Annotated in this window: 15 protein-coding genes and 1 pseudogene; 10 read left to right on the forward strand and 6 right to left on the reverse strand. The window is 63.5% G+C overall.

Annotation, left to right across the window (positions count from 1 at the left end; all coding sequences use genetic code 11):
• Window positions 1-70: 70 nt before the first annotated feature.
• The gene (locus tag NKJ01_RS03960) at window positions 71-964 is read right to left on the reverse strand and encodes a LysR family transcriptional regulator (RefSeq protein WP_352726280.1); all 894 of its coding nucleotides are present in this window, start codon (window positions 962-964) and stop codon (window positions 71-73) included.
• Between the two features lie 103 nt (window positions 965-1,067).
• On the opposite strand from NKJ01_RS03960, the gene NKJ01_RS03965 reads away from it, so the two are divergent.
• Window positions 1,068-1,937 carry an NmrA/HSCARG family protein gene (locus NKJ01_RS03965; RefSeq protein ID WP_352726282.1) on the forward strand — a complete coding sequence of 290 codons (870 nt, stop codon included), beginning with the start codon at window positions 1,068-1,070 and terminating at the stop codon, window positions 1,935-1,937.
• 179 nt (window positions 1,938-2,116) lie between these two features.
• On the opposite strand, the gene NKJ01_RS03970 is transcribed toward NKJ01_RS03965, so the two are convergent.
• Window positions 2,117-3,013, reverse strand: coding sequence for a LysR family transcriptional regulator (locus NKJ01_RS03970; protein ID WP_352726284.1), 897 nt, complete (start codon window positions 3,011-3,013; stop codon window positions 2,117-2,119).
• A 267-nt stretch (window positions 3,014-3,280) separates the two neighbouring features.
• Here NKJ01_RS03970 and NKJ01_RS03975 point away from each other — a divergent pair, with 267 nt between their 5' ends.
• Window positions 3,281-4,015 carry an SDR family NAD(P)-dependent oxidoreductase gene (locus NKJ01_RS03975; protein WP_352726286.1) on the forward strand — a complete coding sequence of 245 codons (735 nt, stop codon included), beginning with the start codon at window positions 3,281-3,283 and terminating at the stop codon, window positions 4,013-4,015.
• Between the two features lie 76 nt (window positions 4,016-4,091).
• Window positions 4,092-4,691, forward strand: a complete 600-nt coding sequence (locus NKJ01_RS03980; protein WP_352726288.1) for an NADPH-dependent F420 reductase — start codon at window positions 4,092-4,094, stop codon at window positions 4,689-4,691.
• A gap of 138 nt (window positions 4,692-4,829) precedes the next feature.
• Here the strand turns inward: NKJ01_RS03980 and NKJ01_RS03985 are convergent, their stop codons facing one another.
• Together NKJ01_RS03985 and NKJ01_RS03990 are read right to left on the reverse strand one after the other, a co-directional pair.
• On the reverse strand, window positions 4,830-5,294 hold the full coding sequence (locus tag NKJ01_RS03985; RefSeq protein ID WP_352726290.1) for a GFA family protein: 465 nt from the start codon (window positions 5,292-5,294) through the stop codon (window positions 4,830-4,832).
• A 105-nt stretch (window positions 5,295-5,399) separates the two neighbouring features.
• The gene (locus NKJ01_RS03990) at window positions 5,400-6,290 is read right to left on the reverse strand and encodes a LysR family transcriptional regulator (RefSeq protein ID WP_352726292.1); all 891 of its coding nucleotides are present in this window, start codon (window positions 6,288-6,290) and stop codon (window positions 5,400-5,402) included.
• A 100-nt stretch (window positions 6,291-6,390) separates the two neighbouring features.
• On the opposite strand from NKJ01_RS03990, the gene NKJ01_RS03995 reads away from it, so the two are divergent.
• A complete protein-coding gene (locus NKJ01_RS03995; RefSeq protein ID WP_352726294.1) occupies window positions 6,391-7,185 on the forward strand; it encodes an SDR family NAD(P)-dependent oxidoreductase in 795 nt (264 codons plus the stop codon).
• Window positions 7,186-7,368: 183 nt separating this feature from the next.
• Here NKJ01_RS03995 and NKJ01_RS04000 read toward each other — a convergent pair whose 3' ends face one another.
• Both NKJ01_RS04000 and NKJ01_RS04005 read right to left on the reverse strand, forming a co-directional pair.
• Window positions 7,369-8,625: a type II toxin-antitoxin system HipA family toxin gene (locus tag NKJ01_RS04000; RefSeq protein ID WP_352726296.1), complete on the reverse strand. Its 1,257-nt coding sequence runs from the start codon at window positions 8,623-8,625 to the stop codon at window positions 7,369-7,371.
• Window positions 8,600-8,926 (reverse strand): helix-turn-helix domain-containing protein, encoded by a 327-nt coding sequence (locus NKJ01_RS04005; RefSeq protein ID WP_352600313.1) that lies wholly within the window; start codon window positions 8,924-8,926, stop codon window positions 8,600-8,602. The genes NKJ01_RS04000 and NKJ01_RS04005 overlap by 26 nt, the downstream gene beginning before the upstream one ends.
• Window positions 8,927-9,397: 471 nt before the next feature.
• Between NKJ01_RS04005 and NKJ01_RS04010 the strand changes: the two genes are divergently transcribed.
• From NKJ01_RS04010 to NKJ01_RS04035, 6 genes and pseudogenes are all read left to right on the forward strand, one after another.
• On the forward strand, window positions 9,398-10,918 hold the full coding sequence (locus NKJ01_RS04010) for a TIGR02677 family protein (RefSeq protein WP_352726298.1): 1,521 nt from the start codon (window positions 9,398-9,400) through the stop codon (window positions 10,916-10,918).
• Entirely contained in the window at window positions 10,915-12,198 is a 1,284-nt protein-coding gene (locus tag NKJ01_RS04015) for a TIGR02678 family protein (RefSeq protein WP_352726300.1), read from the forward strand. Before NKJ01_RS04010 ends, NKJ01_RS04015 begins: the two co-directional genes overlap by 4 nt.
• On the forward strand, window positions 12,195-16,370 hold the full coding sequence (locus NKJ01_RS04020) for a TIGR02680 family protein (protein ID WP_352726302.1): 4,176 nt from the start codon (window positions 12,195-12,197) through the stop codon (window positions 16,368-16,370). Before NKJ01_RS04015 ends, NKJ01_RS04020 begins: the two co-directional genes overlap by 4 nt.
• Window positions 16,367-17,647 (forward strand): TIGR02679 family protein, encoded by a 1,281-nt coding sequence (locus NKJ01_RS04025; RefSeq protein WP_352726304.1) that lies wholly within the window; start codon window positions 16,367-16,369, stop codon window positions 17,645-17,647. The genes NKJ01_RS04020 and NKJ01_RS04025 overlap by 4 nt, the downstream gene beginning before the upstream one ends.
• 150 nt (window positions 17,648-17,797) lie before the next feature.
• Window positions 17,798-18,335: pseudogene (locus tag NKJ01_RS04030) on the forward strand (SDR family NAD(P)-dependent oxidoreductase); the annotation flags it as partial.
• Window positions 18,336-18,539: 204 nt separating this feature from the next.
• The gene (locus NKJ01_RS04035) at window positions 18,540-19,649 is read left to right on the forward strand and encodes an alpha/beta hydrolase (RefSeq protein WP_352726306.1); all 1,110 of its coding nucleotides are present in this window, start codon (window positions 18,540-18,542) and stop codon (window positions 19,647-19,649) included.
• Window positions 19,650-20,445 lie beyond the last annotated feature (796 nt).

The raw sequence follows: 20,445 nt of genomic DNA on the forward strand, positions 1-20,445 counted from the left end.
GTTATCGGATCATGCTGACCATGCGACATGGGTGATGGCGTTGGCCGACAGTAAGGTAATTGTGGCGGCTTCAGATCCGAATGAACGCTGCCAATTCGTCGGGAGTGCCTTTGGGAAACGCTTCCCTCAGATGGTCGAGGAAGGCGGAAACGCGGGCATTCAACAGGCGCCGCGACGGGTAGAGTGTCCACAGGGCCGCATCCGGACCATCTACGTCCCCCCAATGCACCAGCGTGCCGGCGGCCAGATCATGACTCACGAGCGATACCGGCAACCGTGCCGCACCCACGCCCATGACGACCGCATCGCGAACCATGATGAGCGACGACAGGCTGAGCACCGGGGTGAACGCGATCGTCGTCGGCCCCGTGTCCGGTTTGATATTCCACACCGAGAGTCCTCTGTCCGAGCTCCGCACGACAGCCGGAGCGGCGTCTCCGTCTTGCGGTCTCGCCACTTGCGGGCTCGCCACGATCACAAGCCGATCACGCATGAAGACCCGTCCCACCAGGCTTTCATCGGAACGCGGATTGACGCGAATGGCAAGGTCATACCCTTCTTCGACCATGTCGACTGCGCGGTCTTCGGTCGTGACTTCGAGGATAACGTCGGGATATTTGAGCGAGAAGCCTGCCGCCAGCTTACCCATCGCAAGTTGAGAGAAGAGCAACGGTGCACTGATCCGCAAATTTCCACGCGGTTCCCGGTCTCCCGACGCAATCGCTGCGGCCGTCTCCTCCACTTCCGTCAGCAAGCGACTGGTTCGCTCATGCAGGTCCTTTCCCTCCTGCGTGAGCTTAAGGGCACGCGCTCCGCGCTCGAACAAGCGTAGGCCCAGGCTATTCTCCAGTTCCGCGGCGCGCCGCGAGAGCGTCGCCTTGGGGCGCCCTGTGGCGCGCGCGGCTCGCCCGAATCCACCATGACGTGCAACCAGATTGAAGTCAGCTAGGGCGAGCAGGTCCATGTGTTCCACCAGTGAGACAGGGTGTCTACAAATGGCAGCTTCCGGTGCGTTTGTGGACTCCTAAATAAGCGCTAACGATTTGAGACAACCAGGAGTGACGCACATGACTATCCTCGTTACCGGCGCAACCGGAACCGTCGGCCGCAATGTCGTCGAGCAACTCGTCAAGCGCGGCGCTAATGTGCGCGCGCTCGTCCGCGATCCCTCGAAGGCCAATTTGCCAGCCGCCGTTGCCCTCGCCGAAGGCGACCTGCTTGACGTCGATACGCTGCGCACGGCCTTCTCGGGCGTTTCCACCCTGTTCTTGCTCAACGCCGTGGTGCCCGACGAGTTTACCCAGGCGCTGATCGCCCTCAATCTGGCCCGTGAGGCCGGGATCGAGCGGATCGTCTATCTGTCCGTGCTTCACAGCGACATCTACGTGAACGTGCCGCATTTCGCCGGTAAGTTCAGTGTCGAACGCATGCTGGAGCAGCTGGGCTTCAACGCCACCATCCTGCGGCCCGCATACTTCATCAACAACGATTATTCGGTGAAGGACGTGGTGCTCGGTCACGGTGTCTATCCAATGCCGATCGGTGACAAAGGCATCGCGATGGTCGACGCGCGCGATCTCGGCGAGATCGCAGCCATCGAGCTCGTTCGCCGTGCGCAGGCAAGTGAGCCGCTTCCTCTCGAGCGGATCAATGTCGTTGGTCCCGACACGCTGACCGGCACCGATGTCGCCGCCATCTGGTCGGAAGCTCTCGGGCGGACGATCCACTACGGCGGCAAAGACACCGCTGCGTTCGAGCAAAACCTCCGAAATTACGCACCGAGCTGGATGGCGCTCGACATGCGTCTCATGGCCGAGCGCTTCCTTGTGGTTGGTATGGTTCCTGAGGCAGGGGATGTTGATCGCCTGACCGGCATGCTGGGTCGCCCGCTGCGCTCCTATCGCGACTTCGCAGCCGAGATCGCTGCGTCGGCCTGATGAGTGTGCGCCGCGGCGGGCGGCGAGCCGTCCCGCCCCATCGCTCTGCCGCCAGCATGCCGCCCTCGCGCCGGTCACGATACGGCCCGCCATTCGCGGATTGAACGACACCGCATAAAGCGATCGCAGCTCGGCTTCCGACCGGATTACGGCAAGCGTCGCAGGCGACCTGCCTGGCGTCAGTCACGCGATACGGACAGCCCCGAGAGAAGCGGAGCGTGGGCGGCGAGCCTGCGGGATACGAACTCGGTGAAGAGCCGCACGCGCTTCGTCTTGCGTGTCTCCCCCTGCGTGAGAAGCCAGAGCGTCCCATGCATGGGCAGGTCGGTGCCCGGCACCCTCACCAGCAGGGGGTCGGCATCTCCGACGAAGCACGGCAGTTTCGTCATCCCGATCCCTTGCCTTACAGCAACGATCTGCGTCTCGGCGTCCGGGCTCCTGAACGGAACTTCCGTGGTGTGAACTTCTCCCGCGCGCGCCCAGTCCGGAATTCCATGATTGTCTATGACGATCCACCGGATGGGATCAGGCGCACCAGCACGCCACGCGGCCAGTCGATCGCGGGACATGTAGACGCCGCTGAACAGCTCCGGTCCCTTCAGGCCGTGGAGATTGAGCGGCAAGGTCTTGCGGTTGGCGACAATGCGGATCGCGACGTCGGCCTCTCGGTTGGTCAGATTCGCCACCTCGCCGGTCGACGAGATTTCCATCTCGATGTCCGGGTGCAGACGCGCGAAGTCGGCGAGATCCGGCATGAGCAGGTGTGTGGCGAGGAACGGTGGAAGCGTCACCCGCAAAAGCCCGCGCGCGCTCTGGTCGCGACCGAAGACGCGCGTCTCCAGCAAATGCGACGACGCCTCCATCTGGTGCGCGAGATCGAGGACCTCCTCGCCCGCAGCCGTCAGGCGGTAGCCCGAAGGCAGCTTCTCGAACATCTGCGCGCCCAGCCGCTCCTCCAGTTGGGCAATGCGCCGCAGCACGGTCGAGTGATTGACCCCGAGGCGCTCGCCAGCAGCCCGCACCGAGCCTGCGCGCGCGACGGCTAGAAAGTAGCGAACGTCATCCCAGTCGATCATGGTGTAATTCCGCACCGCGCGGTGCGCCTTCCAAAGCCAGTGTCTAACACATCGAACAGCAGTTCGGGCATCCTCATAGCCTATGTCGACGAGTGCGCTCCAATTTTGAACGGCGGACACCGATCGTCGCGGCTGGCGTCAGTCGTCCAGCCGGATCGATTTCGCACCACCGATGTGCGCGCTTCCGCACTCAACAACTGACGCCGGCAGACCCATTTCGAGGTCCTCGGAGGCAGATGCTGTCCCGACACCACGAAAGGAGAAGTCATGGGAAAGCTTGAGGATAAGGTTGCAGTCATCACGGGCGGCGCTACCGGCATCGGACTCGCCGCAGCGAAGCGCTTCATCGAAGAGGGCGCCTTCGTCTTCATCTTCGGTCGCCGGCAGGAAGCGCTCGACGCCGCTGTGGCGGACCTTGGGCCCAATGCCCGGGCGGTGAAGGGCTCGGTCTCCGATGAGGCCGACCTCGACCGGCTCTACGCGGCGGTCAAGGCCGAGCGCGGATCGCTCGACATCGTCTTCGCCAATGCCGGGGCGGGAAGCCCGCTTGCGCTCGGCAAGATCACCTCCGAGCACATTGACGAAACCTTCGACACCAATGTGAAGGGTACGATCTTCACGGTCCAGAAGGCGCTGCCGCTGATGGGCCCGGGCGGTTCGATCATCCTGACCGGATCGAGCGCCGGCACCACGGGCGCCCCGGCATTCACCGCCTACAGTGCGAGCAAGGCGGCAGTGCGCAACCTCGCGCGGACCTGGGCGGAAGACCTGAAGGGCACCGGCATTCGGGTAAACGTGCTGTCGCCCGGGGCGACGGCAACCGAACTCGCTAAGGAAGCGCTAGGCGAGGAGGGCCAGAAGGTCTTCGCCTCGATGACTCCGCTACAGCGCATGGCCGATCCGGCGGAGATCGGAGCGGTGGCCGCCTTTCTCGCGTCGTCGGACAGCAGCTTCATGACCGCCAGCGAAGTCGCCGTCGACGGCGGCCTGGCGCAACTCTGACGCACTGCGCCCGTCCAGGCGCTCCATTCGACCGTTCGGAGCGTCGTACGGCGTGATAAACCCAAGGAGAATAAATATGAGCTACGCAATTATCGGCTTCGGCAATATCGGCCAGGCTCTGGCCAGGGCGTTTGCCCGTAAAAACATAGACGTGACCGTCGCGAGCCGCCGGCCGCCCGAGGCGTTGGCGCCGCAGGTTCGGGCGATTGGACCCACGGTCGTCGCCAAGTCGCTGCGGGAAGCACTTGAGGCCGACACAATCATCTTGGCGGTCCCTTTCGGGGAGCATCGCGAGGTTGCGAAAGCCCTGCCGAACTGGAAAGGCAAGACGGTCATCGACGCAATGAACGCGTTTCCTGTCCCTGAAGAGCTGGACGGCCTCCCGTCCTCCGCATTTGTCGCGAAGGCGTTCACCGGCGCCAAGCTCGTGAAAGGTTTCAATCACCTCGTTGCGGCCACTCTGGCTGCCGATCCGATCGTCGAGGGCGGGCACCGGGTGGTCTTTCTGTCGAGCGACGACGAGGACGCGATCGCTCCCGTAGCGGCCTTGGCCAAACAACTCGGGTTCGCACCCATCAAGCTGGGAAAGCTCAACGAGGGTGGCGCGCTGGTACACGCACGCGGCCGCTCTTGGGGCCAGCTCATCTTCCAGGATTTGTTCAAGAAGGAGCAGTAGTCGATCTAAGACCGTGTGATTTGGCCCGAGAATTGGTCGCGCGCGCGAACTTCTTCGAGCAGCGCGCGACCCAGCTTTACCGGATCCGAGCACACGGAATAAGGACGAAGAGACACGCGATCTATGGGCACGTTGCAGTCAGCCCGGTCGGGTGCCCTCCCTGGCGAACGCCTCGATTAGCGGCGCATACCCGTCGAGATCCGGCTGGCTTTCAAAGCTGTGAACCGCGTTCGTCACTGCCCAGGGTAGCTTCTCGGCGGTGAAAACCTGGACAAACGGCCGATACCAGCCGTGATCGTCGAGCATCGTCGCACGGACGTTGACGAGCCAATCGAGGCCATGCGGGCGCGTGCACACCCAGTTCTTGCAGTGTGGGCAATAGAGCTGCTGGTGGATGCCGTGAAGACCACCACGCGTGAGTTCGCCTTGCGTGATCGTGAAGCCTTCGCTCGGCATTGCAAAACTCAAAGAGTACGCGCTCGCCGTCAGCCTTTGGCAGCCGGTGCAATGACACGCCATGGTCAACAGAGGCGGCTTGGTTATGCGAAAGCGAATCTGACCGCACATGCATCCACCATCCCAGGGTAGCTTCCAGCCTTTCATCGTTGTTCCTTCCAACTCTTGGTCCAAGGCGGCCCGCCGTTTCCCTGTATTTATACGTCACAGAACGACGACCCCATCGCGGTTGTTACGCCGCCCGGCGCCGACCTAAATACGACCGGGAATCCGTTGCGAGAAAAATTCAGTCACCCAGCGCACGCGTGCCGGAACAAGGCGGCGCTTTGGCCAGACAAGATTTATATCCCTGACATCGACTAGAAATTCTTCGAAAAGCGAAATCACGTCCGGATGCTGCAGGTCATCGGCAAGAGAGACTTTGGCGAACATACCGATTCCCATGCCCGCCAGCACAGCAGACCGGATCGTTTCGACACTATTCGATGAAAGATTCCCACGAACCGGCACGCTGAATTCGCCGTCTGGTCCGCAAAACGGCCAATTGGTGGACTCTATAAGCCCATTATAAAGCAAGCAGTTGTGGTTCACGAGTTCGGCAGGGGTCCCGGGCACCCCTCGTTCCTTGAAGTATCGACGGGATCCAACGCACACCAATGGGGTACGAGCTACGCGCGTGACGACCGCGTCTGGTTCGTCGACTGGCCCCACCCTGATCGCCAGATCAATCCGGTCTTCCACCATGTCTCGCATCGAATCCGACAGGATGAGATCCAGCTGAAGGCCGGGGTTGAGCGAGAGAAGGTCGGGGATAAGGGGCAGGATGTGAAGGCGACCAAAGGTGGCGGAAACGGCGATCCTGATTGGGCCGGAAACGTTGAGCGTGCTGCTTGTCAGTTCGCTGTCGGCGTCATCCAACTCCCCGACAAGGAGCTTGGTCCGGTCATAATAGCGTTGCCCTTGGTCCGTGAGGCTCACATTTCGCGTGCTTCTATTGAACAGCAACACCCCCAGCCGCTTCTCCAGCGCGCCGACGGCCTTGCTGACGGCCGGTTGTGAGTCGCCGGTTCTCCGGGCGGCAGCTGTGAACCCGCCTGCTTCAACGACCGCGATAAACGCACTTAATTCCTGAAAGCGGTCCACGTCATTCCTCAGAAGAATGAATATTATGTATTCTTAGCCAATTATGCGGCATCTGAACATTGTCTATATCTCGCACACCACGAGCTAGAGGTGACAAGTCATGAATATCGACTTCCAAGGTCGCAAGGCCATTGTAACGGGCTCCACGGTGGGCATCGGTCGCGCAATTGCCGAGGGACTGGTGCGCGCGGGCGCTTCGGTTGTGATCAACGGCCGCGGCCAGGAGCGCGTCGCCACGGCGGTCCGTGAGATTCGTGAGCTTTTCCCGGGTTGCGATGTGACGGGCGTTGCCGCTGACCTGGAGACTGCCGAGGGGGCCAACGCCTTGTTCGCGCAGGCGCCGGATGCGGATATCCTGGTCAACAATGTGGGTACAGCGCGTCCGAAGACGTTCTTCGAGCTTGCTGACGACGACTGGCTGAGCCTCTTCCAACTCAACGTCATGAGCGGCGTCCGCTCCGCGCGCCACTATGTGCCGAAGATGATAGCGCGTGGCTGGGGACGCGTCGTGTTCATCAGCAGCGAGTCCGCCCTCAACGTCCCAAAAGAGATGATCGACTACGCCATGACCAAAACGGCGCAACTCGCCATCTCCAGGGGGCTCGCGGAAGCGGTTGCCGGGACGGGCGTGACGGTCAACGCGGTCCTCCCTGGTCCAACGAGGTCCGAAATCCTGTCCAATATGATGAACGAGTTGGCGCAGTCGCAAGGCATCACGCAAGATGAGGCGGAGCAGATGTTCTTGAAGACAATGCGTCCGACGACGCTGATCAATCGCCTTGCGACGACCGAAGAAGTCGCAAACATGGTCGTTTATGTCTGCTCAGAGCAGGCGTCAGCGACCAGTGGCGCCGGGTTGAGGGTCGATGGCGGTGTCGTTCGGTCAATCGTCTGAGGGCGCTGTCGGTTACGCCATGGCCAAGGCTAAGCGTGGATGAGTGTCCTCGGATCTTCGTCTAACCTTATCAGTCACAAGTCGCCCGCCGCACACGTAGGATTGATGCTCTACTCGCGAATCTCTGGCCGTCGAGCCGGGCTGCCGGCGGTCACTCCCTCTTCTCCAAGCCATGGGGTTGGCTCACTTCTCGGCGCAGGTGTTCAGTATCGGCGTCATCACCTTCACATGCTCGTCGATCCGCTCGAGCACCTTTGCCGGGATCACGTCGCGCTCAGGTAGACGCAACCAGTGCTCGTTGACGAGTTCGACGGTCTCGACCACTGCCTTCAGGACTGCCGGCTCCGGAAGCCTTGCACGGTTCGCAAATGCCTTCCATCGCGGTGCTGCTAGCGCCTTGAACGAGCGCTCCCCTCCAAGCGAAAGCGCCATGGCGTCGGCGGGAATATATGGCACGGTGGACAGGACGTCGTAGATTGGTGCAAGCGCCGGCTCGTCACCGTTTCTGAGATAGATCAACGACCAGTTCTTCAGGTGCATGTCGCCATTGCCGGTGATGACGGTCAGTGCCAGGCGGCGGACGAATTCGAGAGCCGCCGTAGGCGAGACGGCCGCGCCAAGGGCCGAGGCTATGTCGTGATAAGCGGCGCCCTCATATTTATGCGAGGGATAGACGCCGAAGACCTGAGCGAAATCCTCGATGTGAATCCTCTCGCCCTCAGCGCCGCGATCGAAGCGTTTGACGAGAAGGACCTTGCCCTCTGACAGTGTGTTGAATTCTTCGGGAATATCCTCGAAATCGGACTTCTCGACAAGTTCGCGTTCAGGCACCTCCATGCCGATCGCGGCGGCCAACGCGAGGTTGGCGAATTCATTTTCGGAAATGCCTGGAAACGCCGTCGAAGGGAACTTGGCGATGTATCGGCCTTGCTCGTCGTCCATCGGCAAGGTCAGGCCGCTGCCTTTTCCAGTGTTCTTCATGACCGACAGCTTCATCTGCACGCCGGCAAGTGAGAACCGAGCCTTGGGCTTATCTTTTGAAGCATCCTGCGGGACCGCTATCGAGCCATCACTAGGCAATGCCTGCACGGCCCCTGGCAGATCGGTGCCGAGTGCTGCAAGCAGATCGAAATCATTGCCTGGCCGCACATTGCCTTCGTGGTGCTTTTCCATCGCCTCGCGTAGCTTCTTCTCCGGTAGGAGGTTCGCGAAAAAAGCCGGCAAGGCGCCGGCCAGAGGCTTCGGATTTTTCCGCAATCCTCCCATCGCTGCCCGGAACGACAGGCTGAGAACCGGCAAGCCGCCCGTCGCGCGGTAGGCCTCATCGAAGTTGAACGCATTGAAATCGCCCGGCGTCCTGACGAGTGTGCCGACCTTCAGGGTGTCCAGGAGCACGTCCAGCGACGGGATCGTCTTAGGTGCGTGAAAGACTGGAGCCATGATCGTCATCGTCAGATTGAGGAACAAAGGCGGGCAGGTCGTCATCATCATGCGGGCGCAACAGAGCCTGGACAGCCGGCACCATGACTTGCGGAACCAGCATCATTTCCAGACCGAGCGCGCGAGCGACATTCATGAGCGTCGTCGCACGCGCCGCTGCGGCTCCCTTTTCGATATCGCGATAGCGGGGACGGGATATGCCCGCCAAATCAGCGACCTGCTCCTGTGTCATGGTTGCGGCGAGCCTCGCATGTCTGAGAACCCTCCCGATTTCACGTAGAATTTCCGATTCAGAGGTCATAATTGAAATGATGCCTATACGATCCACAACCATGTGTAATGATCTGCAAAGATATCTCATTCAGTAAACATGTCAACCTTTTATGATCCGTTAACATATCATCTTTAGGAGCTATGGTGCGCAAAGAGATCAATTCCTCACTCGGGACCTGCCTTTGGCTCTCGGTTGATATCGACCTCCGCGCGACCTCACTGGCGACGAGATCGATGCGGCGATCATCGAACGAACCAGTTCATCATCAGCATCGCGGCCTTCAGCACGAAGCTCTCGGCATCACGTGAAACTGCAGCGAAGCGAGTCAGGACCAGTTCGAAGCTCTGGCCGCCTCCCAACAACAACGAGGTCAAATATGATCAAGAAGCTTGATCGAATCGCGTTCTGACGACGTGTCAACAGTCAACGCCGGTCTTGACGAGACGCGAGAACAAAGCGAAAACATCCAGGATGGGTTTGGACAGGTGGCGATCGCCTATGCAAATTGCGAATGACTCGGCGGATCTGTTTCGTCACGTGAGCGCCGAGAAGGCTGCATTCTACCGCTGCATCATGGACGTCTTCGCGGCGGCCAAGCGGCAATACCGCCTGCAGTTGAGGCCCGACGAAGTGCTTGCCGAAGCCCGATGGTCGGCCGGGCCGCCGCGCATCGAGGAAGTGAATACGGCGCTTACCCAGCTTGCAGAATGGGGCAATCTCGAATCACATCCGGATACCGCACGGGTTTCCAGCCTCAGCGACTTTTACCGCGCACGCTTTCTCTACCGGCTCTCGCAGGGCGGCGAGGCGGTGGAATCTGCGTTGGCGGTCTTCGTGCAGACCTTGCAACGTCGCGCCGAACTGCAAACCGTGGCGCTCGAAGATATAGCGAGCCGGCTGCAGGCGCTTCAGGCATTGGCCGGCGCGGTCGAACCCGACGTGGCCAAGATCCACGAAACGCTGCGGGATCTGGTGCGTGTATTCGAAGGCTTGGCCGAGAACGCGCAGGCGTTCATGGCCGGCGTCGCTCGCAGCATCGAGCTGCAGCAAGCCGAGGCGGTGGCGGTTGCAAACTACAAAAAGCGGCTGATCGACTATCTGGAACGTTTCATGGGCGACTTGGTGCGCCGTTCCGACACCATCGCGCGCCTCATCCTGGCTTTGGAACCGGGCGTCGATGCCCTGCTTGGGCAGGTGGCCGAGCGCGAATCGCGCGACGCGGCTCCCGGCGGCGCGCAGGATCAGGCCGAGTCGCGGAACGGCTACCTGCGAGCCTGGCGAGAACGCTGGAAGGGTCTGCGCGGCTGGTTCCTCAGCACCGGCCACGAGCCGCCGCAAGCCGAACTGTTGAGGGCACGGGCGCGGTCCGCCATCCCGCAGCTTCTCGCTGCGATCGCTGCGCTCAACGAGCGGCGCAGCGGCCGCAGCGATCGCTCGGCGGACTTTCGCCTGCTCGCCGGCTGGTTCGCCGCTTGCTCCGACAATAGCGAGGCACACCGGCTTGCGCGAGCCGCCTTCGCTCTTAATCCGGCGCGGCATTTCTCGCTCAACGCCGACGCGGACGCCGAACTGCCGGCCAGCACCTCCTGGGCCGACGCCGCACCGCTCAGGATTCACCCGCGTCTGCGCGAATATGGCGAAGCCACCCCGCGCGGACCGCTGCCGCGCGTGCGCGACCGCGCCGAGGAGCGTGCACTCCTATCGCTCCAGCTCGCAGAGGAATCGCTCCAGGTGGAAGCGGCGCGCAAGCGCCTCGCCACCAGCCGCCCCGCGCGGCTTTCGGATCTAGGAGAGCTCAACATGCATGCCTTCGGCCTGTTCCTGGGCCTGCTCGGGGAGGCGCTGAGTGAACAGGCCGGGCCGGAGACGCCGGTGGAGCGGCGGACGGGCGACGGCTTGTTGCACATCCACCTGAAGCCGCTCGCCCCCGACAGCCGCGCCACGATCGAAACGCCGCGTGGCATCTTTGCCGGGCGCGACCATCTGATCACCATTACACCCTTGCAGGACGGTCGATGAAAGCGGCGAACGGCTCCAACGACAGTCACGGCATCGGCCTGCTGCAGCAGCGCTTCCAGCGCGAGGAGTTTCGCTCCTGCGTGCGCGCCCTTCTGATGACGCCGCTCATGGGTCCGGCGCACGAAGATTTCGCTGGCGTACGCCGCCAGGCCGAAGCATTGCGCGAATGGTTTTCGCGCGAGGCGGGCTGGATACTGCAGGTCGAGCGCGAGGGTGCGCGCCTCTACAAGCGGCCCGGAGATCTCGCCGATGCCATGCGCGGCCTTCCCGGCTACGATCGGCGCCGCTACGTTCTGCTTTGCCTCGCCTGCGCGGTGCTCGAACGCGCCGACCCGCAGATCACCTTGCGCCTGCTGGGAGAGAGGCTGCTGGAACTCGCCGCCGAGCCGGCGCTCGACTTCACCTTCACGCTTGAGGCACAACACGAGCGGCGCGAACTCGTGTCGGTGTGCCGCACCTTGCTGGGCCTCGGGGTGCTGCACCGCGTCGCCGGCGACGAAGAAACATTCGTGCGTGCCGGAGGCGATCAGGCAGATGCGCTCTACGACGTGCAGCGCCGCATGCTCGCCGGCATGCTGGCGGCGGTACGCGGCCCGTCCACCTGGACGCCGGAAGAAGCGCCGGTGACGCTCGAAGCGCGGTTGCGCGCCATGGTCGACGAACATGTCGCGGACAGCGAGGAAGGCCGGCGCACCGCACTGCGCCACCAGCTCGCACGCCGGCTTCTCGACGATCCGGTCGTCTATGTCGAGACATTGGACCCGGAAGCCCGCGCCTACTTCTTCAACCAGCGCGGAGCCATGGCCGCCCGCCTGTGCGATGCAGCCGGCCTGGTGGCGGAGCAGCGCGCCGAAGGTGTGGCGCTGGTCGACGAAGCCGGCCTGCTGACCGATGTGGCGATGCCGGCCGAAGGCACCGACGCCCATGTGACGCTGCTCGTCGCCGAGCATCTGGCCGCGGGCCAAAGGCAGCGGCGAAAGGATGGCGCCTACACGACGCAGGCTCCCGTCCTGCGAGAGCACGACATTGCCGACTTCCTGCATGAGGCTAAAGGCAAGTACGGACGCTACTGGCGCAAATCGGCACGCGAGCCCGGCGCCGAACGCGAGCTTGCGGCAATCGCTATCGATCGGTTGGAAAAGCTGCAACTGGTGGTACGAAAAGGCGGCGCCGTGCACCCGCTGCCGGCGCTCACCCGCTTTGCGCTGGGCGAGGCCGAAATTCGCGAAACCCGCGATGCGCCAGCCCAGGCCACCGGCTCTCTGTTCGGACCGACATGAACGACCGCTTGAACCTGCTCATTTCGCCATTGGGAAAGCCCGCGTTGCCTACACCGACGCGGCAACGCTGGCAGCCTCTGCGGCTGGGTCTGGTCGAGCTCTATCACTATGACAGCGAGGAATTCTGGTTCCGCGACGGCCATCTGCTGCTGCGCGGCAATAACGGCACTGGCAAGTCCAAGGTGCTGTCGCTGACGCTGCCGTTCCTGCTCGACGCGCAGCTCAAACCCTCACGCATCGAGCCCGATGGCGACGCCGGCAAGAGGATGGCCTGGAACCTGCTGATGAACAGCCACGACCGGCGCAACGGCTATGCGTGGATCGAGTTCGGTCGCGTCGCCGAAGACGGCACACCGCATTACCTTTCGCTCGGCGTCGGCCTCTCGGCAACGGCCGCCCGCTCCCAGGTCGACAGTTGGTTCTTCCTGCTGGAAGACGCCGACGGCGCGCCGCGCATTAACCAGGATCTGTGGCTGACGAGCGAGCATCGGATCGTGCTCACCAAGGAGCGCCTGCGCGATGCACTTGAAGGCCGCGGCCAAGTGTTCGACACCGCCGCCAGCTATCGCCGCGCGGTCGACGAGCGCCTGTTCCATCTGGGCGCCAAGCGCTACGACGCGCTGATGGATACGCTGATCCAGCTTCGCCAGCCGCAGCTTTCCAGGAAACCAGACGAAGCCGCGCTGTCGAACGCGCTGACCGAGGCCCTGCCGCCGCTGGCGCCCGAACTGCTCGGCGACGTCGCCGAGGCGCTCGGGCAACTCGAGGAAGACCGCCGTCAGCTCGACGAATATCAGGCGCTGGCCAAGGCGGTCGGCCGCTTCGAGGAGCGTTATCGCGTCTATGCCGGTACGCAGACCCGCAGGCAGGCGCGTCTGCTGCGCCAGGCCCAGACGGAGTTCGACAATGCCAGCCGGGCGCGCGGCGAAGCCCAAGCCCGGTTCGACGAAGCGCAAACGCGGGAGGCGCTCGCCCAGACGGCCCATGACGATTCGGAAATCACCCTGGCGCGCGGGCGGGCGCGGCTCGACGCCTTGCGCTCCGATCCGACGATGCAGGACGCCAATCGTCTCGAAAGCGCCGAGAAGGAGATGGCGGCACGCCGGCAGGCGATGCAGAAAGCCGCGGCGGCGGTCGAGCAGGCAGGCCGGCGGCTGGGACTCAGCGCCGAAGAAACCAGCCGCACCGGTCGGCGCGCCGAACAGGCGGAGCGCGCCTTGGCCGAGCTGCGCCGGCAAAGTGCCGTTCACGCCGACGCGGCAGGCATCGCCGGCCAGCACACCGCAAGCCCGCTTGCCACATTGGAGGCTTCCGCGCTGGTCGAGTTGACGCAGCATGCTTTCGACAGAGCCTGCGACGAGCTTCGCAGCCTTGTTGCCGGCCGGCGTGAGCAGATCGCCCTTCTGCGTCGCCGTCACGGCGAAGTCGCGCAAGCCGAGGCCACCTATATGCGGCGTCGCGAAACCCAGGACGAGCGACAGGTCGAAGCCGAAGAGGCTGCTGAACGTCGCACGCAGGCCGATGCGGAGGTCGAACGTCAAGGCCGGGACCTGATGGAAAGCTGGGATCGCTATTTCATCGGCCTGAAGCAACTGCGAGTCGATCCAGACGCCAAATTCGCGGCCCTGACGACCCTGGCGGAATGGGCCGCGACGCCGCAAGGTGACAATCCCGCCCGGCACCTGCTGCAATCGGCGCATGAAGCGACAAGCTTCGCGCTGACGCAACGTCGCGCGGCGCTCGACGGCCAACGGCAGACGCTGGAGGCGGAACGCGGGAGCCTCGACGACGAACGCCAACGCCTGGAAGCCGGCGACGACATGGCGCCGCCCCTGCCCTATACGCGCGACGCCTCCGTTCGGGGCGCGCGTCAGGGCGCGCCGTTCTGGCAAGTGTTGGATTTTCGCGACACGGTGGCTGCGCCGCAACGCGCCGGCCTCGAAGCCGGCCTCGAAGCCGCCGGCCTGCTCGACGCGTGGATCTCGCCGGACGGCCACCTTCAGTCCGGCGATGATGGCGCGCCGCTATACGACACGCAGGTGCTGGAACGGCGAAAGTCTTCTCCATCGCTTGCCGACTTTCTGGATGTCACCGTGCCGGCCGGCAGTACGGTACCGGCCGATGTCGTCGAGCGCGTGCTGTCCAGCATCGCCTGCGCGGATAACGACCCTGTCGATACCGAGGCCTGGATCGCCGCTGACGGCCGATATCGTCTCGGCGCCCTGACCGGCGCCTGGGGCAAGCCGGCGGCGGTCTATATCGGACACGCAGCCCGCGACGCGGCCCGCACGCGGCGGCTGGCCGAGATTGCCGAGCGCCTGACGCAGCTTTCCGACGAATTGGCAGCGGTGCAGGCCACGGCCGGGCAGATCGTGCTGGACCGCGAGCAGACCGACGAAGAATGGCGCAAGGCGCCCGCCGACGAGGTGCTGCGCAGCGCTCACTTGGCCGCCGCTGCCGGCACCCGCGCCGCGCGCCTCGCCAGTGAAAGGCTTGCCGAAGCGGATATGCGATTCCGCGAGGCCCAACAGGCACTCAAGGCCGTGCGCGAACAGCTCGCGGCGGATGCCGCTGACCTGCGCCTGCCCGGATCGCCCAAGGCGCTGCCCGCCGTCGAAACGGAGGTGGATCATTATCGCGACACGCAGGTCCGGCTCGAGCAAGCCGCCCACGAGCTGCGCCTGGCGCTGCCCGAATGGCAACGGCAATTTGCCCGGGAGAACGAAGCGCGGGACGATCTCCAGCAGCGCGAGCAGGAGTCCGCGGCGGCCCGCGTGGAAGCCGAGGAGGCCCTTGCCCGGCTCGAAGTGCTGCGTGACATGGTCGGCGCCAAGGTCGAGGAGTTGCAGCGGCAGCTCGCCGAAGCACGTGTCGCGGTCGAAGTCGGAGAGGTTGCGCTGAAGCTGGCCGGTGACGCCCTGCGCAAGGCGGGCGAGACGCGGGCGGTGGCGAACCAGCAGGCCGAGACCGCGACCAGCGTCTTGCACGAGCGCGGCGAGGCGCGCGCCCGGGCGATCTCCAAATTGCAGCAGTTTGCCGGCACCGGCCTGCTGTCGGCAGCACTGCCGCGTGTCGAACTGCCGGACATGGGGGCCCAGTGGACGATCGATCCGGCGCTGACCTTGGCCAGGCGGACGGAACAGGAACTGTCGACCCTCAAGGATGACGACGAGGCATGGGCGCGCGTTCAGCGGCAGATCGCCGAGGAATTTACCGAACTGCAGCGCACGCTCGGCGCGCTGGGCCACCAGGCCCGGGCCAACCCCAGCGACTGGGGTTTCAGCGTCGACATCATCTACCAGAATCGGAGCGAACGGCCGGACCGACTCGCCGGCCGACTCGCCGAAGAGATCGCCCAGCGCAGCGAATTGCTGACCGCCAACGAGCGGACCGTTCTTGAGAACCATTTGCAAGCCGAGATCGCCGCTGAAATCCAGCGTCTGCTGCAAGCCGCCGAACGGCAAGTCGATGCCATCAACAGAGAGCTGCACAAGCGCCCCACCTCGACCGGCGTGCGCTATCGCCTGCTGTGGCAGCCGCTGGCCGAGGAGGAAGGTGCGCCGGTGGGCCTCGACGTGGCGCGCAAGCGCCTGCTCAACACCAGCTCGGATCTCTGGTCGGCGGAGGACCGGCGAGTCGTCGGCGCCATGCTGCAGCAGCGCATCTCGGCTGAGCGGGAGCGTGCCGATTCCAGCAGCGGAAAGGACAGCGGCACCCTGCTCGACCAACTTGCCCGCGCGCTGGACTATCGCCACTGGCACCGTTTTCGCGTCGAACGCTGGCAGGAGGGGCATTGGCGCAAGCTTTCCGGACCCGCCTCGAGCGGCGAGCGGGCGCTCGGCCTGACGGTGCCGCTGTTCGCTGCGGTCGCCAGCTTCTACAACCAAGGCAGCTTTGTCCTGGCGCCGCGGCTGATGCTGCTAGACGAAGCCTTTGCCGGCATCGACGACACGGCGCGCGCGCACTGCATGGGGCTGATCCGCGAGTTCGATCTGGACTTCGTCATCACCAGCGAGCGCGAGTGGGCGTGCTATGCCGAACTGCCGGGCGTCGCCATCTGCCAATTGCAGCGGCGCGAAGGCATCGATGCCGTGTTCGTGTCGCGATGGACCTGGGACGGCCGGGAGAAGACATCCGAGGCCGATCCCGATCGCCGATTTGCGCCGACATGAACGACCAGATCGACCCGCGATTGCAACGCCTGCTCGGCGGAGAGCATCTCGCCCCGCTGCGCAAGCGGCTGCGCCAGCGTTTCGAGCGCGCGCCGCTCGACGAGGCCGTAGAATACATTCGCGTCGGCGAGCTCAGCGCGGAGGAACATGCAGCACTGGCCTCGCTGCTCGGGCGCCCGCAGCGCCGTTCCAGGTCCTTGCGGATCGACGTTCGCCGCATCGACGGCGACCTGCGGCGTGCCGGACTCGCCCCTTCCCTGCGCGATGCCCTGGAAAGGCTCGACGGTCCCATCCCTCACCTCGCCAGGGCGCGTCTCCGGCTGCAAACGCTATGGTCGGGCGTCGTCGACGGATGCGGCCACCCCGGTCTGGCCGACCTGCTCAGGGCGCCGGCGGGCATCGGCCTGCTCAAGCGGCTCGCGCGGCAGGAACCGGCAGTGGCGGCGCGGCTCTGCCACCATGCTGAAGAGGTGCTGCGGCATTTGCCGGCAAACGGCGTCACGCGTTCGCAACTCGCCGCCGAGGTGCTAGGCGATGCTCACGCGCTCGACAATGGCCGCGGCACCGCAGCACTCGTGCTGGCAGTCTGGCGCCAGACTGCCGCGCCGGCTCCCGACGAGAATGGCGACATGCCACAGGAGCTAGGGGAGGACGCCGATCTCGAACCGGCCGGCGGCGCGGAGCGGGCGCGCGAGATCTGGGCCAGGGCAGGCGTTCTGGTCAACGAGCTGGCACGCCCAGCCGTGTTCCTGAACCTGCCGACACGCGAAGCCGGAAGTGATCGCAGGCCCTTGGGCGAGCCGGCCTATGCCTCGCTGCGATCGCTGCTTCGTTCGCCGCCCCGATGGGATGCGGCGGGCCGCACCGTTTTCGTATGCGAAAACCCTAACCTTCTCGCCATCGCAGCAGACCAGTGGGGCGCTGGCTGCGCCCCGTTGGTCTGCACCGACGGCATGCCCGCCGCCGCGCAACGATGCCTCCTATCCCAACTTGCGCAGGCGGGGGCACGGCTCCGCTATCACGGCGATTTCGACTGGCCGGGATTGCGTATCGGCAACCACGTCATGCGCGAACATGGCGCGGAGCCGTGGCGCTTTGGCGCCATCGACTATCTTGCCGCCGTCCAGGCTGCGCCGAGCATGGCCCATCCACTCGGAGGGCAGTCGGTCGAAGCGTCATGGGATGCGGCGCTGACGCTCGCCATGCGTGAACACCGCGTGGCCATCGCCGAGGAAGCCGTGGCCACTTCGTTGTTGCAGGATCTCGATGATCGATAAAGCAGGCTTCCTTCACGGAGGCCAAGCGTTGATCAATCGTAGCCTTGCGGGCTGCGAGGTCTGCCTTGTCCGATGGCCGACCACGACGCCGCCTGTCGGGGTCGCCGCCCGGCGGCCACACCTCGCGGGCCCTATCGGGATGCCCGGTCGCAGACCAAAGCAGCGGTTCAAAAGGTGGTGGGCGTTTATGGCGGCCTCGACATTCTCGTCAACAACGCGTTCGACCCTTCCGTCCCTTATTCGTCTGTCCTCGATCTATCCGTGGATCAGCTTCAGCGTAATTTGGACGTCGGCCCGATCGCCTATCTGCGCTTCATGCAAGCGGCATATCCGCATCTTCAGGCAAGTCAGGAAGGCCGCATCATCAACTTCGGCTCGATGGCAGGCGTGATCGGCCTTGTCGGCATGGCGCCCTACAACATGGCGAAGGAAGCCGTGCGCGCTCACCAGAACGGCTGCTCGCGAATGGGCGGGCGACAAGATCACCGTCAACAATGTTCTTCCCGTTGCGGAAACCTGGGGGCCGGAGGCAAACGTCCCCCCGCCGACTAATCCGCTCGGCCGGTATGGCTCGCCGGAGGAGGATATCGCGCCGGTGGTGCTCTTCCTCGCGAGCAAGGATGCGCATTTCCTGACCGGATACACCCTCACGCCCGACGGCGGCTCGATCATCGACAGCGCGCGCTAACCCCGGGAGAACCGGCAAGTCGAAACCAGCGAAATCAGTGGTGCGCGGGTAGACGTTGGGTGGCCTTGCTGGCGCGCTTGCGTAGCTCGCCGATATCCCGTTTCGGCGGCGCGCCGAAGAGGCGGTTATATTCGCGGCTGAATTGCGAAGGGCTTTCGTAGCCTGCCCGCCTGAATGGCGGAAACGATCAAGAGGATAGATCCCATGACCAAACAAATGGATGCCGGAACCACAGTTCCGAGCCTCGCAGTTGATGCCAACCGGCGGCGCCTGCTCAAGGTCACCGCCGCAGGCGTCGCTGCCGTCGGCTTCACATCGCTTCTCAACGTCCCAACAGCAAAGGCGCAAGACATGTCGAACGGTGCTGACAATTTCTTCAAGAGTGATAAGGCGACGCTGGAGAAGGTCACCTTCAAGAGCGCGTACAAGACCGACGTAGTAGGTAATCTTCACGTCGCCAAAGCGCTGAACCGCAACGCCAAGCATCCGGCGATCATCGTCAGCCACCCCATGGGCGCGGTCAAGGAGCAGAGCGCCAATCTCTACGCCGCCAAGATGGCGGAACAGGGCTTCGTCACGATCGCAATCGATCTGCCGTTCTGGGGCGAAAGCCAGGGAGAGCCCCACCAGTCGGTCTCCACGGACTTCTACTCGGAGGCCTACAGCGCCGCCGCCGACTATCTCGGCAAACTCCCCTATGTGGACCGCGAACGGATCGGCGTGATCGGCATCTGCGGCAGCGGCGCGTTCGCGCTGAGCGCCGCCAAGATTGACCCCCGCCTGAAGGCGGTTGCCACGGTCAGCATGTATGACCACGGCACGCTGTATCGGAAGGGTCTGGGCGGCAAGCAGACTCGAGAAGAACTTCAGGCATTCCTTGCGACAGCCGCACGGGAGCGCGTTGCCGAGGCGGATGGCGCGGAAATCGCCTATACGGCGGGCGCGCCAATCGCACTCACCGGCAATGCGATCGGGGACGAGTTCTACGATTTCTACCGCACGCCGCGCGGCGAAGTCACGCCGGCCTATGCGTCGCCCAAGACCAGCACCATGCCGACGGTCGTGACCAACGTGAAGTTCGTCAACTTTTACCCGCTGGAGGACCTCGACACGGTTTCGCCCCGGCCCCTGCTGTTCATCGCCGGCGACCAGGCTCATTCCCGGGAATTCAGCGAGCTGGCGTTCTCCAAGGCCGCCGAGCCGAAGGAGTTGCACTGGGTCAAGGGCGCGGGTCACGTCGATCTTTATGATCGCGTAAACCTCATCCCGTTCGACAAGCTGAAGTCGTTCTTCGATCAGCATCTCGCCGCTTAGTAGAAGCAAACTCTTGCGTGGCCGCAACCGAGACGGCGTTTGGCGTTTGCCACCCAAGAGCTTCGCCGCGACTGTATCGCGCCGATGCTCCGACCAGCTTATCGAAGGTGTCTGAGGGGCGGATCGCCTCATCCTTCGATCGCACGGATACCCTCGGACGGGCAAAAATCATTCCCACTCGATTGTTCAAATAGCTTATAATCTTTTGAAATCATTCAATAATTTATTCTGGCGGCGAGAAAATACCGACGCTGAGGCCGTCAAAAAGTTACGCTTTTGATTTTAAAGGGAAAATCGCCGCGAATTTTTTTTCGAGGTTTCGCCAACTATCCGAGACAATCGGTCGATTTTTTGACCCTCGCGGCATCCGGTTACGCACCCTATCGCCCTCGAAAAGTACCGTCAGTTCGATCGTAACGAGCTTGGAGAGATCCAAGCCGATCGGCAATCATTTTGGTTCACAATCACCCGAGTTTCATAGGCGGAAAGCCAAAAGGCCAAATAGTTTGGCTGATTGGCAGCGTCAATCGGTCCGCTCATGGTGCAGCCGTGACCACTAAGTGCGGTCGCTGGTGACGTCCGCTCCAGGCAACGACACAGCTCACTTTAATGACCGACATGAAGGCGCAAAGCTGCCGTTCAGCAGAAGACAAACGGGATATGGGTTGGGTGGCCGGATCGGCTTCTTGAATCGACTTTGGCGAACTGGCTCGTAACATATTGAAAATAACGATTATGTTAGTCGCTGAGGGTGTGCGACTAGCAAGGAAAATCAACGGTTTAGCGGATGGTTAGC

The sequence above is a fragment of the Mesorhizobium sp. M0276 genome, assembly GCF_040321755.1.
GTDB lineage: Bacteria > Pseudomonadota > Alphaproteobacteria > Rhizobiales > Rhizobiaceae > Mesorhizobium.